Origin of the sequence: Nocardia carnea NBRC 14403 (genome assembly GCF_000308515.1) — a bacterium.
GTDB classification, from domain to species: Bacteria; Actinomycetota; Actinomycetes; order Mycobacteriales; family Mycobacteriaceae; genus Nocardia; species Nocardia carnea.
On record NZ_BAFV01000070.1, the window covers coordinates 93,183 to 107,205 of the forward strand.

The 14,023-nt window shown below is 66.6% G+C and carries 16 protein-coding genes; 8 read left to right on the forward strand and 8 right to left on the reverse strand.

Annotated features, from left to right (window positions below; genetic code table 11):
• The first annotated feature begins 106 nt into the window (after positions 1-106).
• Positions 107-946: a bifunctional hydroxymethylpyrimidine kinase/phosphomethylpyrimidine kinase gene (thiD, locus tag ON22_RS24465; RefSeq protein WP_033246385.1), complete on the forward strand. Its 840-nt coding sequence runs from the start codon at positions 107-109 to the stop codon at positions 944-946.
• A 252-nt stretch (positions 947-1,198) separates the two neighbouring features.
• On the opposite strand, the gene ON22_RS24470 is transcribed toward thiD, so the two are convergent.
• Together ON22_RS24470 and ON22_RS24475 are read right to left on the reverse strand one after the other, a co-directional pair.
• The gene (locus tag ON22_RS24470) at positions 1,199-1,582 is read right to left on the reverse strand and encodes a nuclear transport factor 2 family protein (protein ID WP_033246386.1); all 384 of its coding nucleotides are present in this window, start codon (positions 1,580-1,582) and stop codon (positions 1,199-1,201) included.
• Between the two features lie 215 nt (positions 1,583-1,797).
• Entirely contained in the window at positions 1,798-2,352 is a 555-nt protein-coding gene (locus ON22_RS24475) for a dihydrofolate reductase family protein (RefSeq protein WP_033246387.1), read from the reverse strand.
• A 200-nt stretch (positions 2,353-2,552) separates the two neighbouring features.
• On the opposite strand from ON22_RS24475, the gene ON22_RS24480 reads away from it, so the two are divergent.
• From ON22_RS24480 to ON22_RS24490, 3 genes are all read left to right on the forward strand, one after another.
• On the forward strand, positions 2,553-4,226 hold the full coding sequence (locus ON22_RS24480; RefSeq protein WP_033246388.1) for a bifunctional metallophosphatase/5'-nucleotidase: 1,674 nt from the start codon (positions 2,553-2,555) through the stop codon (positions 4,224-4,226).
• Between the two features lie 63 nt (positions 4,227-4,289).
• The gene (locus ON22_RS24485; RefSeq protein ID WP_033246655.1) at positions 4,290-4,571 is read left to right on the forward strand and encodes a type II toxin-antitoxin system RelE/ParE family toxin; all 282 of its coding nucleotides are present in this window, start codon (positions 4,290-4,292) and stop codon (positions 4,569-4,571) included.
• A 26-nt stretch (positions 4,572-4,597) separates the two neighbouring features.
• The gene (locus tag ON22_RS24490; protein ID WP_033246389.1) at positions 4,598-4,894 is read left to right on the forward strand and encodes a HigA family addiction module antitoxin; all 297 of its coding nucleotides are present in this window, start codon (positions 4,598-4,600) and stop codon (positions 4,892-4,894) included.
• A 120-nt stretch (positions 4,895-5,014) separates the two neighbouring features.
• Here ON22_RS24490 and ON22_RS24495 read toward each other — a convergent pair whose 3' ends face one another.
• The 5 genes from ON22_RS24495 to ON22_RS24515 are packed head-to-tail and all read right to left on the reverse strand — an operon-like array spanning position 5,015 to position 10,096.
• Positions 5,015-6,028: a zinc-binding dehydrogenase gene (locus ON22_RS24495; RefSeq protein WP_033246390.1), complete on the reverse strand. Its 1,014-nt coding sequence runs from the start codon at positions 6,026-6,028 to the stop codon at positions 5,015-5,017.
• Entirely contained in the window at positions 6,004-7,596 is a 1,593-nt protein-coding gene (phnE, locus tag ON22_RS24500; RefSeq protein WP_033246391.1) for a phosphonate ABC transporter, permease protein PhnE, read from the reverse strand. Before phnE ends, ON22_RS24495 begins: the two co-directional genes overlap by 25 nt.
• Positions 7,593-8,411, reverse strand: a complete 819-nt coding sequence (phnC, locus tag ON22_RS24505) for a phosphonate ABC transporter ATP-binding protein (protein WP_033246392.1) — start codon at positions 8,409-8,411, stop codon at positions 7,593-7,595. Before phnC ends, phnE begins: the two co-directional genes overlap by 4 nt.
• Positions 8,412-8,415: 4 nt before the next feature.
• The gene (locus ON22_RS24510; protein ID WP_033246393.1) at positions 8,416-9,375 is read right to left on the reverse strand and encodes a phosphate/phosphite/phosphonate ABC transporter substrate-binding protein; all 960 of its coding nucleotides are present in this window, start codon (positions 9,373-9,375) and stop codon (positions 8,416-8,418) included.
• Between the two features lie 34 nt (positions 9,376-9,409).
• Positions 9,410-10,096, reverse strand: a complete 687-nt coding sequence (locus tag ON22_RS24515) for a phosphonatase-like hydrolase (RefSeq protein ID WP_255218556.1) — start codon at positions 10,094-10,096, stop codon at positions 9,410-9,412.
• A 99-nt stretch (positions 10,097-10,195) separates the two neighbouring features.
• Here ON22_RS24515 and ON22_RS24520 point away from each other — a divergent pair, with 99 nt between their 5' ends.
• The 4 genes from ON22_RS24520 to ON22_RS24535 all read left to right on the forward strand — a co-directional run bounded on the left by ON22_RS24520 (position 10,196) and on the right by ON22_RS24535 (position 13,363).
• The gene (locus ON22_RS24520; RefSeq protein WP_033246395.1) at positions 10,196-10,909 is read left to right on the forward strand and encodes a GntR family transcriptional regulator; all 714 of its coding nucleotides are present in this window, start codon (positions 10,196-10,198) and stop codon (positions 10,907-10,909) included.
• Between the two features lie 116 nt (positions 10,910-11,025).
• Positions 11,026-11,367 carry a DUF5713 family protein gene (locus ON22_RS24525; protein ID WP_033246396.1) on the forward strand — a complete coding sequence of 114 codons (342 nt, stop codon included), beginning with the start codon at positions 11,026-11,028 and terminating at the stop codon, positions 11,365-11,367.
• Positions 11,368-11,715: 348 nt separating this feature from the next.
• Entirely contained in the window at positions 11,716-12,300 is a 585-nt protein-coding gene (locus ON22_RS24530) for a hypothetical protein (RefSeq protein WP_033246397.1), read from the forward strand.
• A gap of 298 nt (positions 12,301-12,598) precedes the next feature.
• Complete coding sequence (locus ON22_RS24535; RefSeq protein ID WP_033246398.1) at positions 12,599-13,363, forward strand: DUF2332 domain-containing protein; 765 nt, start codon at positions 12,599-12,601, stop codon at positions 13,361-13,363.
• Positions 13,364-13,365: 2 nt separating this feature from the next.
• Here the strand turns inward: ON22_RS24535 and ON22_RS24540 are convergent, their stop codons facing one another.
• A complete protein-coding gene (locus ON22_RS24540) occupies positions 13,366-13,854 on the reverse strand; it encodes a cupin domain-containing protein (RefSeq protein WP_033246656.1) in 489 nt (162 codons plus the stop codon).
• Positions 13,855-14,023: the final 169 nt, after the last annotated feature.

A 14,023-nucleotide genomic window follows, 5' to 3' on the forward strand; every position in this document is an offset into this window, starting at 1 on the left:
CACCAGGCCGGTGTCCGGTGGCACTGCGATCAGCTGGTTTTCCACCGGCTCGGGTGCACCGTCGACACCGAACCTTGTCGCGACCGGGCCCACGTAAGGTGACTGCGTGAAGTTGTTGCCGTTGACCCCGCCGGGACAGACCCCGGTGCGGGTACTCACCATCGCCGGAACCGATTCGGGTGGCGGCGCCGGGATCCAGGCCGATACTCGCACCATGACGCTGTGCGGTGTGCATGCGCTGGTGGCGATTGCCGCGGTGACCGTGCAGAACTCGGTGGGGGTGAGCGGGTTCCACGAAGTCCCGCCGCAGGTGGTGGCCGATCAGGTGCGGTCGGTGGCCGGCGATATCGGGATCGGGGCTGCGAAGACGGGGATGCTCGCCTCCAGCGCCATCATCGAGGCGGTGGCCGCGGTCTGCCGGGAGGTCGGGATCGGGCGCGACGGCTCGGCACCGCTGGTGGTGGACCCGGTCGCGGCGTCCATGCACGGCGACCCGCTCCTGCACACCGAGGCCCTGGACGCGGTGCGCTACACATTGTTTCCACTGGCCACGATCGTCACCCCGAACCTGGACGAGATTCGATTGCTGACCGGGGTCCAGGTCACCGATGCGGCCTCGGCGCGGACGGCGGCCGAGGCGCTGCACGCGCTCGGCCCGCAATGGGTGGTGGTGAAGGGCGGACATCTACGCACCTCCGCCGACAGCACGGACCTGCTGTTCGACGGCGAACGTTTCCTGGAATTCCGGGCGCCCCGTATCGCCACCGGTAACGACCACGGCGGTGGCGACACTCTGGCCGCCGCGCTGGCCTGCGCCCTGGCCAACGGCTACTCGGTACCCGACGCGTTCGAATTCGCGAAGGAATGGACCCGCCGCTGCCTCGAAGCCGCCTACGACCTGGGCAGAGGGCACGGTCCGGTCTCCCCGCTGTGGCGGCTGCACTGACCCGAACATGTCGGTGCCCGCGCGCATACTGAGGGCGTTACGGAACAACACCACAACGGCGTGGAGCGAACAACGAGGTTCCGGTTGGTCCGTGGCCGAACCGCCGATGCATCGGCACTTCCGGCAACCGAAGCGCAGGCCGGGACGAACTCTTCCTCGGCCTTCGCAGCCTGTTGCCCGGAAAGGACATCGCAAGCACAGCGACTCCGCGTTGCCGGGGCCTGGGCCCCGGCCTGCGGGTCGACCCCTGGATCAGCCGGCGAAAACCTCGGTGAGGTCGCCGTAGAGGCGCTGTTCGGTGATCTTGTTGTCCGCGTTCACCGTCGCGTACACCGCACCCGGGATATCGACCTCTTTACCGCTCTTCAGCCAGTAGTGGATCCGGATCTCGAACATCACCTCGGTGACACCGTCGGTCGCCGGGTGCGGTTCGATCCAGTGCACCACCTTGTGTTCGATCTTCCTGGTCTGGTCGAGTACGTACTGGATGGACGCGGTCGCCGCGTCCCGGCCGGTCACCGGTTCGGCGTTCGCGAAGGTCAGTTTCACGTCATCGGTCATCAGCCCGGCCGCCTCGTCCAGCCGCCCGGAGTCGATGAGCCCGTAGTATTCCTCCGCCAGCTTCCGTACCGCCATCAACCACTCCTTGCCGAGTTACCCACGTAGGTAACGCTTTTCCGTAATGCGTGCCCAGGGTAGTCCAACACCGCGGTCCGCGCGCCCGATGAGCGCAACTCGGGACCCGCTCTTCACGTACCGGAGAGGTCGCCCGCCAGATCCGCGAGCCGGACGTTCCCTCGCCCAGATACGGCAGCGGGCCCCGACTTCGAGGCACGGAGTACCTCCGAAATTCAGCGCACGGCGTAGCAGGTGTAGGTGATCCCGGACCGGAAGGATTTGCTGTCGGCGAGCCGCAGCGCCGGGTTCGTGTAGCCGTCCGGGAAGAGCCTGCGTCCCCGGCCCTGGACCACGGGGTAGGTGAACAGCCGGTACTCGTCCACCAACCCGGCCGTGATCAACGTATGGCACAGCGTGATACTGCCGGTGACAACGATATCGGCCCCGGGACGCTGTTTGAGCGCGGTGACCTCGGTGACTGCGTCGCCGGTCAGGATCGTCGAGTTCTCCCAGCCCGGGTCGGCGAGAGTCGAACTGACCACATACTTCTGGACCGTGTTCAGGTATTCGGTGATGCCGGTGGGATCCTCGCGCTGCTGCGGCCAGTAACCGCGCAGGTCTTCGAAGGTCTGCCGGCCGACCAGAAATCCGTCGGCGGCCCGGTCCTGGCGGTGGGTCTCGGCGAGTAGTTCCTGGTCGTCACCCTGTTCCTGTGGATCGAACCAGTCGTCGAGCATTTCGATCGCACCGTCCACGGTGATGTTCTGGGTGATCGCGAGCGTGCGCATGCCACCTCCGAGCAGCGGTTGTACATCGGATACCAGGACAACCCGACGCAACGATTGCCCTCATCGAATGCCGACGAGGCCGGGAGCCGGAAATAATCGCCGACCGGGCAATACTCATCGATGGGGCGTCAGGAGTTCGGCGACAGGAGTTCACTGTGGCGTTGTCCGATGGCCGGACTGCGCTGTCAGAGTGGGCCGGTATGAGCGTTCTGCGTCGGGCCGCGTCCGGTTGCGCTGTCGCGTTGAGTGTCGTCCTACTGGCCGGGTGTTCCGGGAGCGGCGAACCGGCCCCGCCCGGCGCTGTACCGCTGGTTTCCACCGGCGATCTGCCCGCGGCCGAGCCGGGTGAAGTGCATCTGTTCGGTTTCAACGATTTGCACGGGCACCTGCAACCGCCGGAGGCGAGCAACGGCCTGATCGGTGACTACCCGGCCGGCGGGGCCGCCTACCTCTCGACGCATCTGGACCGGTTGCGCGCGGCCTACCCGGACAGCGCCGTCCTGTCGGCCGGGGACAATATCGGTGCCAGTCCCCTGGTTTCCTCGCTTTTCCACGACGAACCGGCCATCGCGTTCCTGAACGAGATCGGTACCGAGGTGTCAGCGGTGGGCAATCACGAACTCGACCATGGCGTACTGGAACTAGCGCGGCTCAGCAAGGGTGGTTGCGCACCCGATGGCTGCTCCCCGGGTGAACCGTTCACCGGCGCAGATTTCGGTTTCCTGGCCGCCAACCTGACCGACGCCCGCGGCGAGCTGCCGCCGGAGGTCCGGGCCTGGACCATGCTGGAGGTGGGCGGGCACAAGATCGGGGTGGTGGGCACGGTAACGCCCGACACGGTGAACCTCGTCTTTCCGGAGGGAATCCGCGGTTACACCTTCGGTGACCAGGCGGAAGCCATCAACAGGTACGTGCCCGAGATGAAGAAGGCCGGTGCGGAGACCGTGGTCGCGCTGGTCCACGACGGGGGTGCTCAGGGCACTCCCGCGAAGACCACCGACTACAACGGATGCGCCGAGATCAGCCCGGATGTCCCCGCGCTCGCCGCCGGCACCGACCCGGCTGTCCAGGTCATCCTCACCGCCCACAGCCATCAGCCCTACATCTGCGAATTCGACGGCAAGGTGGTGACCCAGGGCTCCTCCTACGGCCGGCTCATCACCGATATCACCCTGCGTTTCGACGACGGCCGGGTCACCGCCGACGCCGTGAACCGCGTGGTCACCCGTGATGTCGAACCCGACCCCGCAGTCACCGGGCTGGTCGATTTCTTCGCCGGTCAGGCCGCTCCGCGCGCCGGGCGAGTGGTCGGAACCGCCACCGCTCCCCTGGCGAGGGCGAGCGCGACCGGCGAATCCCCGCTGGGCGCAGTGATCGCCGACGCCATGCTCGAAGTCACCGAACCCGCCCGAGCGGTGGCGGCGTTCATGAACCCGGGCGGGGTCCGCGCCGATATCGACGCCGGGCCCATCACCTACGGGAACATCTACGAAACCCAGCCTTTCGGCAACCAGGTCGTCACCCTCACTCTCACGGGCCGCCAGATTCTCGACCTGCTCGAACAGCAGTGGGCCAACGCGAGCAAACCCGCAGTACTGTCCGTATCCGGCCTGTCCTACATCTACGACGACACCGCCCCGCCCGGTGAAAAGGTGATCGCCGATTCGGTCCGCATCGGTGACAAACCACTGAACGAGGTCGCGGTCTACCGGGTGAGCACCAACAATTTCCTCGCCTCCGGCGGCGACGGTTTCACGACCTTCACCCACGGCACCGACACCACGGTCGGCCCCACCGACCTCGATGCCCTGGAAACCTACCTCCGCGCCCGCGGCCCGGTGCCACCACCCGAACCCCGAGTCCAGCGCCGCTGACCCAGTCGGGATACCAAAATCATAACGTCCCTCGTTAATAACGAGGGACGTTATATTATGTCTGTGATCGCATCGTTCGCAGACAAGGAGACAGAACTCGTGTTCCACCGGGTTGTGTCCACGAAGTTGCCGCAGGACATCCAGCGCACCGCCCGCCGCAAGCTACTTCTCATCGATGCGGCAACCGATGTCAACGACCTTCGGATACCGCCCGGGAACCGGCTCGAAAAGCTCAGTGGCAACCGTGCGGGCCATTACAGCATCAGGGTGAACGACCAGTACAGGACCTGTTTCGCCTGGCATACCGGCGCTGCACATCGTGTCGAAATAACCGACTACCACTGACCGCACCCACCCATGAGGTACACGAGATGAACAATCCACTGGCTACGCCCATCCACCCCGGCGAGGTCCTGGACGCGGATTTCCTGGAGCCGTTCGGAATCACCCAGCACCGGCTGGCCGTCATCATCGGAGTTCCGCCCCGCCGGATCAACGAGATCGTGCACGGCAAGCGTTCCATCACTGCCGATACCGCGCTGAGGCTCGGAAAGGTGTTCGGTAACAGCGCTCAATTCTGGCTCAACCTGCAGGATCGCTACGACCTCGACGTAACCGCCGACAAGCTCGGGGATTCGCTGGACCGAATAGTTCCACTGTCGGCCTGATCGGCCCAGCATTCCGGGGTCGAGAGTGAATCAGGCGTGACCGACTGCCGTTCGAGCTGTCCGGCGAAGCCGCAGAATCGCGGTCACCGCGCCTCGGCGGTCACGGCTCCGCGGCGGTGTTCACGGTGCGATAGAGGCACGGAGAACGGCTGGTGGCAGCGGCTGTAGGACGGTGCCGATCGCGGCCAGCGCGACCGGTTCGGCGACCAGGTCGGGCCACGGCAGAGCCCGGGTGGTCCGGGTCAGGAATTCCACGGCACGGATCAGATGGCGGGGTTCGTAGTTGTGCACACCGGTGACGGTCAGCCAGCCGCGGACCACGGCTTCCGGGTCGAGTGCGATGGCGGGGCCGGGGGTCACCGAGCCGGCCAGTACCAGCCGTCCGCCGAGGTCGAGGCGGGCGAGGGCGCCTGCTACGGCGTCGGGTGAACCGGAGAAGTCCAGCGCTATATCCACCGCCCCGCCGGGGTCGGGGGCCGCGCCGAATCGTGCCGCGAGTTGCTGTCGCTGCGGGTGCGGGTCACTGATCAGCACCTCTGCACCCAGTTCTGCGCAGGCACCCACAGCGGTGACGCCGAGCATGCCCGCCCCGCAGATCAGGACGCGGCGACCGGCGATATCCCCGGCCGCCTCGAGCACGGCCACAACGGTCGCGGTAGCGCATCCGGCGGGTGCGGCGACCGCGTCGGGAACCTGTTCCGAAACCGTAGCGGTGGTGACACCGGCGGGGAGCAGAATGTGTTCGGCGTATCCGCCCGACAGCGGCCAGTCCCCCGTGAACGCCTCGTGCCCGACCTTGCGCACGTGTTCGCATTTGGCGGTGAAGCCGCGCCGGCAGCGCCCGCAGCGGCCGCAGGTCGCGGTGACCGACCAGACGATCCGCTCACCGATCTCCCGATCGGCTCCGGACCCCACGGCCACCACATGGCCGACCGCTTCGTGCCCGAGGATCGACGGTGATGGCGCCGGGCGCCGCCCCGAGACGGTGTGCAGATCACTACCGCACACGGTGGCCAGATCCACGCGGACCAGCAGCTCCCCGGGGCCTGGTATGGGCAGCTCGACGTCGCAGACCCGGACCCCGTCGGCGGACCAGACGGCGGCGCGGGTCAGACGACGAGTGAGCGTATCCATCCGGAAAGCCTTTCGATGGTGTAGACGATGACGAAGACGACCAGGACGATCGCGCCCGCGATATCGAAGTTCAGTGTCCGGATGGCTTCGAACAGCAGGTATCCGATACCGCCCGCACCGACGATGCCCAGCACTGTCGAGGTGCGGATATTGACGTCGAGCAGATACAGGCTGGAACCGATCAGTGCCGGGACAGCCTGCGGGACGACCGCGGCGAACAGGGTTTTCCACCAGCCGCCGCCGACCGCGCGCACCGCTTCGAGCGGCCCGGGGTCGATCTCTTCGACCGCGTCGGCGACGAGTTTGCCGAGGAAACCGATGGAGCCGATGGCCAGCGCGCAGGTTCCGGCGATCGGGCCGAGGCCGAGCGCAGCGACGAACACCACCGCGATGATGAGTTCCGGTACCGCCCGCACCACCAGGATCCAGGTTCGGGCCAGCCAGTACAGCGTCGGATGTGGTGCGACATTGGCGGCACCGAGGATTCCGAGCGGTATAGAGAGCACCACCCCGATCGCGGTCGCTACCAGGCCGATGGCGATGGTCTGGAGGGCGGCGTCGAACAGGTCGGCGCCGAGCGCACCGAAGTCCGGCGGGATCATCCGGCCGAATACCTCGAACGACGGCCACGGCCAGGTGAACAGCGCGAACGGGTCGATATCGAGGACCACAAGCGAGGCGAGGCAGGTGAATACGAGGAGTGCGCCGAAGGCGAAGCTTGTCTGCCGGTCTCGGCGCGGACCCGCCTTCGACGGCGTCAGCAGGGTGCGGCGGATGACGATGGTGAGGACTTCCATGGCCGCGATGATCACCAGGATCACGGCGACGATGCCGAGGGCACGCGGGTAGATCAGACCGCGTAGCGCATCCTGGAGGGCGAAGCCGATCCCTCCGGCGCCGACGAAACCGAGTACCACCGACATCCGCAGGTTGATATCGATGCGGTACACAAAAGTACTGATCCAGGATGGGATTACCTGCGGGACGACGGCGTTCAGCATCTCGCGGAAGTATCCGGCGCCGGTCGCGCGCACCGCTTCGCGCGGACCCGGATCGGTCTGCTCGATGGCATCGGCGAACAGTTTGCCGAGCATCCCGATCGAATGCAGCGCCAGCGCCAGGATGCCGGGCAGCACACCGATTCCGAGCGCGCGGACGAACAGTGCCGCGAACAGCAGATCCGGCATGGCCCGGCAGAACGTGATGACGGCCCTCGCCGCACCGTAGACCACGGGATGAGGGGTGGTGTTACGGGCGGCGAGGAACGCCAGCGGCACCGAGACCAGCGCGGCGAGCACGGTGCCGAGTATCGCCATCAGCAGGGTTTCGACGGCGAGCGAGGAGATGCGGCCGGGGTCGTCCAGCCGCGGCGGCAGCATCCGTTCGAGGAGCGCGGCGATATCGTCGAGACCGTCGATCAGGGTGGCCGGCGCGAACTCGATGTACCAGGCGCCGGCCAGGGTGGCCAGTACCGCCGCCGCGGCGCACGCCCGCAGCAGCACGGTGCGAATCGAGTTCGGTACCGGTGGTTTCGCGGCCGGCCGGGACGGGACGAGCAGTGCACTCATCGTGGTTCGACCGCGTTCGACCCGGCCACCGCCGGTTCGACCCGCTGATAGATCTCCATGACCTCGTCCCGGGACAGACCCACCGCGGGGCGGTCGAGCACTTTCGCCCCACCCCGTAACCCGATCAGCCGGTGCGCCCACCCCATCGCCAGATCCACCTGATGCAGCGTGCACAGCACCGTCAGTTTCTCCTCGATGCACACCCGGAACAGCAGGTCCATCACCACACCCGCGTTCTCGGGGTCGAGGGAGGCGACGGGTTCGTCGGCGAGCAGCACCTTGGGTTGTTGCATGAGGGTGCGCGCGATTGCGACCCGCTGCTGCTGGCCACCGGAGAGCGTATCGGCGCGGCGTTCGGCGAGATCGGCGAGCCCCACCCGGTCGAGATGCTGGAGCGCCTCGGCCCGCATCCGTTTCGGGTAGGTGAGTGCCCCGTAGCGGGGCAACGCGATCCGGCCGAGCCCGCCGATGAGCACGTTCTCCAGGCAGCTGAGCCGCCCGACCAGGTTGAACTGCTGGAAGACGAATCCCACATCACGCCGTAGCGCGCGCAGGCGGGCGCCCGAGGCGAGGTCGACGCGGGTTCCGTCGACCTCGACCCGCCCCGAGCTCACCGGGTGCAGACCGTTCAGGCAGCGCAGCAGAGTCGATTTGCCGGAGCCGGAAAGGCCCAGCAGCACGACCATTTCGCTGCGGTGCACCTCGAACGACACATCGTCGAGCGCGGTGGTTTCGCCGAATTTCTTGGTGATCGACTGCGCGGAGATGACGGTGTCGTCGCCGGCGACGGTCGGACGGTGCGGCGCGGGAGGCATCGAATCAGCCCTTGCACTTCTCGGAGCCGGTTACTTCACAGACGTGGCGCACGCCGTTGTAGTCGGCGTCGGTAGCGGGGACGACACCCCACACCCGTTCGTCGGTGATCCGGCAGTCGCCGGTGCACAGACCTTCGCCGAGCATGTAATCGGCGTTGACCTTCTCGGTGAAGATGGTGCGCAGTTTGTCGACGGTTTCGGTGCCGAGGTCGTTGTTCGCGGCGAACAGGGAGCCGGCGATGGTTTCCGATTTCCACACCGTCTTCAGCTGTCCCGGTTTCAGGTCGCCCTTTTCGATCAGGGTTTTGTCGACCATCGTGTCGAACGCGAACCCGGCGTCGCAGTCACCGGCCGCGATGGCCAGCGCGGAGGCGTCGTGGCCGCCGGCGTAGATGGGCTGCACACCCGCGGAAAGGTCCGCCTCCGCTCCGGACTCGATCACCTTGTTCTCGATCAGTCCGGCTGTGGGATAGAGGAATCCGGAGGTCGAACCCGGGTCGACGAAGCAGGCCTTCTTGTCCTTGAAGTCGGCGAGCTCGTCGACCTGGTCGTTGTCCGCACGGGCGAGGCCGTAGGACTGGTAACCGGGCGGTGTGCCCTTGTCCTGCACAACCGCACCCAGCGGGGTCATCTCCGCGCCGTTCACCCCGGCCACGACGTAGGCGAACGGGCCGAAGAAGGCGAGGTCGACATTACCGGCGATGAGTCCCTCGACCACCCCCGCGTAGTCGGAGGCCTGCACGAAGTCGATCTCCGAGCCGGTTTCGCGCTCCAGCAGGGCGATCACCGGTTCGTAGCTGGCTTTAAGGTCGGTGGAGTTCTCGGCCGGGATGGCGGCGAGCGTCAGGGTTTCGGGATAGCCCTGTTCGTTCAGCGCCTCGGAATCGGAGCCGGAACAGGCGGACAACGTGAGTGCCAGGCCGGCGAATACGGCGGCCACGGTATGACTTCGGCGGAAGAACATGGAACGTCCTCGGAGGAGTCGGGGTCGAACGGGATCAGGCGGATAAGAGCAGGTCGGGGAGTTCGGCAACGGTGTCGAGGAGGTGGGTGGCGCCGGCCTCGCGCAGGGTCTGCGCGTTGTGCGCGCCGGTGAGGGTGCCCGCGACGATGGCGGCGCCGGCGCGGAGGCCGGAGGTGATATCGCTGGCGGTGTCGCCGACGACCGCCACCCGGCGGACGTCGTCGACCTCGGCCCGCAGCAGTGCGGTGAGCACCAGGTCGGGGTAGGGACGGCCGCGACCCGCGTCGGCGGGGGCCAGCACCAGATCGGCTACTTCGGTCCAGTCGAGGGCGGTGAGAATGCGGCGTTGGGTGGAGCGGCTGAATCCGGTGGTCAGCGCGACCTGGATACCGCCCGCACGCAGTTTCGCGATGGCTTCCTCGGCACCGGGAATCGGCTTTATCGCGCCTTCGTCGACGTAACGCTGGTAGGCGGATTCGAAGGCCGCGTTGGCTTCGGCAGCCTTGTGTTCGGAACCGAACAGTGCACGGAAAACCACGATTTTGGATTGCCCCATCGTGTCGAGCACGTAGCGGCGTGCGTTGTCGCGCTCGGGCCCGGTCGCCGGCAGTCCCACCGCGGTGGCGGCATCGTCGAAGGCCGCGATCACGGCGCCGTCGTCGGCGACCGTGGTTCCGGCCATATCCATTACTGCCAGGGCGATATCGCTGTTGTCTTGCACGGGACCGAGAATGCCATGCTGGTATAGACCAGGGGACTGCCGTTGAGCGAACCTTGGGTTAACAGCTGGTATAGACCACCTTCGCGGTAGGGTTGGACCGTGACGTCGACCGTCGAACCCCGGGTTCTCAAACACCAGATCGTGCGCGCGAGCATCGAAGAACTGCTCGACGGGCTGGAAGTCGGCGATACCGTCCCCTCCGAACGCGATCTCGCGGTGCGCTTCGACGTGGCCCGCGAAACTGTGCGACAGGCGCTGCGCGAACTACTCGTCGCCGGCCGGATCGAACGCCAGGGCAGGACCACCCTGGTCGCCGGCCCGAAACTCGTTCTCCCCCTGGCTCTCGGCTCCTACACCGAAGCCGCCCGCATCGAAGGCCACACCGCCACCCGAATTCTCGTCGGCTGGACCCGGCTCACCGCAGACGCGGACCTCGCCGGTCAACTCGCCATCGCCCCGGGCGATCCGGTGGTCCAGCTGGAGCGCGTCCTCACCACCGACGGCGTACACCTCGGCCTCGAAACCACCCGGCTCCCCGCCTACCGCTACCCCGAACTGATCGACACGTTCGACTACACCCAGTCGCTGTATGCCGAAATCGCGCGCCGTGGCATAGCTTTCGCCAAGGCAGTGGACAGTATCGAAACAACTCTCCCCGACGCCCGTGAAGCCGCCCTGCTCACCGTCGACACCCGCACCCCGATGTTCCTGCTCAATCGCGTCTCCTACGACCCCGCCGGGCTCCCCATCGAACACCGCCGCTCCCTCTACCGCGGCGACCGCATGACCTTCACCGCCATCCAAACCCCCTGACCGCATGAGAGACCGCGGCCGAAGAACGATATCGACCACTTGTCGGTGTGCCGATCCAGGTTCGACCGCGACGTGACCACACGGTGCCGTGCACGCGCCCGAGATGGAAGACCCACATGCCGATCAGCAACCCGCAAGTACTGGCCCACCCATTCCTCGCCTCCCTCTACGAGGACGACTACTACCCGGACCATGTCGTCGACCGCGGTAAGGCGATTCTGGAACGGTTGTGCGAGCGCATCGAAGCCGAACAGCCGACCGGCCTGGTTGGGCTGTATGCGCTGACGCACGCGGCCACGGAGGAGTTCAACGACCTCGAATCCGAATTCGAGGAGGCCGGCAGCGAGCTCGAGACGGTGGCGCGTGAGGCGATCGGTGAGGATTTCTGGTTCGTGGCCGGCGCCTACGGTTTCCGCGATGCGGACGCCGAGGAGCTGATCGCTACCCGCGATTGGTGAATACCCGCACTTCGGCCGGATACCGATCGAACACCGCTCTCCCCCGCTCACAGTCGGCCAGATAACCCTCCCTGCCATCCGAACTCCGTAATCCAACGAGTGGCCCACTCCCGTCTACCGCGTGCGCGGTATGGCTCGATGCGCAGGTGCCGACCGTGCCGATGGGTCCCGTCACCGGGTCCGATGCCGCACGGTGGCAGCCCGTTGACAAGCCCGCTTATCAGCCGGCTCACAAATTCCTATTGAATGTGCCGTTATCTAGCGGTACGGTACTGAATGTATCGATAGCCGCTCCCGAGGGTGTAATAGCCCGAGGCACACGGGGCGCGACGAGTGAGGACTCCACCGATGAACCGAAACCCCGAACAGCGCACCCGCCGCATCGCCGCCCGGATCGCCGCGATCGCGGTCATCGCCCTCGCGCCGCTGGCCGTCGCCGGCACCGCACTCGCAGACCCAGCAGGCGCGACACAGATCAGCGACCGCGACTCCCATAGCTCCGGCGGCCGCGACAACGACGGCGGCCACAACTTCGGCGACAACCGGCTCGGCGACAGCAAACCCGGCGACTACGGCATCGGCGATAACGACTTCGGCTGGGATGACAACGGCCACTATGGATATCGCGACCACAACCGGCAGAACTACGACGGCTGGAACGACCAGTTCAACAGCGGGCACACCGACCGCGGGAACCGCGATTCGCACGCCGGTTACGGTGGCGGCCGCGACCACGACGGCCCGGCCGGCCATGGGCACAGCAACGGCGGCGGCACCCAGAACCAGACCTGGAACATGCCCAACCCCTACATCCCGCCGCCCCCGCCCGCACTGCTGCCGGCAATCCCCGCGCTGCACTTGCCGTCACTGCCGCACCTGCCCCTGCCGATGGCCGGACTTCCGGGTATGCCCGGCACCGGCAGTGCGTTCTGACATTCCATATCGTGCCGTTGGACAACGGTTCGTCTGCCGATGACCCTCTCGGAACACACGGCCGGGTCCTCTGACCGAGGCCCCGGCCGAAGCCCGATACAGACAGGCGCCGAGAGTGATCCCAGCGAGATGACCACCGACATATCGGCACCTCGGACCGCTCTACCGGGATCCGGCGACCTGACCTATCAGCGCCGGCCGGCTCGAATTCATCATGGTTTCGAAACACGACCGCAGATTCAGCCCGGTTACTCCGGCTCGAGTCTCAACCGTTGTTTCAACGATACGATTCACATGCATGAACCGAGCCGCACGGAAGACCCAGCCCATATCGACCGAGGCCCGAGCCGTGCTGTATCCGGCCATCACCGAGGCGGCCCGCCGGGTGAGCGCGGACGCTGTCGGGTTGATCGATGCGGGCTGCGGTGCCGGTTTCGATCTGACCGTCGACCGCGTCGGCATCACCTACCGCAACGGACACCCGCTGGGCGACCCACATTCACCTCTCCAGCTCTCGTCCGCGATCGTCGGCCTCCGTCCCGTCCCGGTGCAGACCATGCCGCAGGTCGTCACCCGGATCGGTATCGACAGCGATCCGATAGACGTGACCGATCCGGCTGCGGCCCAACGGCTACGAGACTCCGCCCCGCCGGACCGGCCCGAACTTTCGGCTCGACTGGACGCCGATATCGCGTTGACCTCCGCGACCGCCCCACAACTGCTGCGCGGCAACGCCCTCGACCTACTACCCGACGCCATCGCCCAGGTCCCCGCGGACGCCCTCCCTGTCATCACCACGACCTGGGCCCTATCCCGCTTCCCACGCGAACACCGCCTGCGTTTCCTGCACCGGCTGGACGAATCGGCCGCCGGTCGCATGGTGGCCTGGGTGTCGGTCGAAGGCGTCGGCGTGGCTCCGGCCATACCGACATTCGGCGACCGGCACGCTTCCGGCCACAGCATCATCGGCCTGGCAATCTTCGACGGTTCGACCCTGCATACCGAGGCCATCGGCCGTTGCTGGTCCCGCGGCCGCATGCTGAGCTGGCTGACGAACTCCTGATATCAGCTGTTCCAGTCGCTCCACACCGGTGCCGGGCCGATGAAGAACACACCGTAGTCCTCCAGGACGTTGGTGTTCGCGTCGTCGTGGCGGGCGTCCGCCGAACCGACCGCGGTGAAGTACCCCTCCAGCGCGCCCGGGGTGTTACCGATCAGCACCTCGGCGGTGTCGGTGATCGTCTGAAAGGTGTGCGCAACATTGCGCGGGCCGAATACGAAGGCGCCGGGGTCGGCTTCCTGTACCGCGCAGGTCTCCAGGGTCGATCCGCCGAGCCAGAACCGCACCCGGCCCGATACCACCGTCCAGAATTCGTCTTCCCGGGTGTGGAAATGTAGTGGGGGCGCGGATTCGGGGTTGAGGGTCATCCGCATCATGGTCAGTTGACCGGCGGTGTCCTGTTCGGTGAGCGACTGCTCGAATCGAGTGTTGTAGTAACCGTATGTCGGCTGCGTCCACGGATTGCGGACGCCACCACGACCGATCGCTGTCATGGTCAGCCCTCTTTCAGCTTGCAGCACCGGCGATTTCGCCGACCGCAGCGATTTTAGTGGGCCGTCGGCGAGACGGCAGGCGAACGCGGATCGCCCCGGTGGAACCGCAGGCCCGCGCGTCTTCGCGGTCTCGTCCGCACGCGATACCGGTGAGTCGAGCATCGACGAG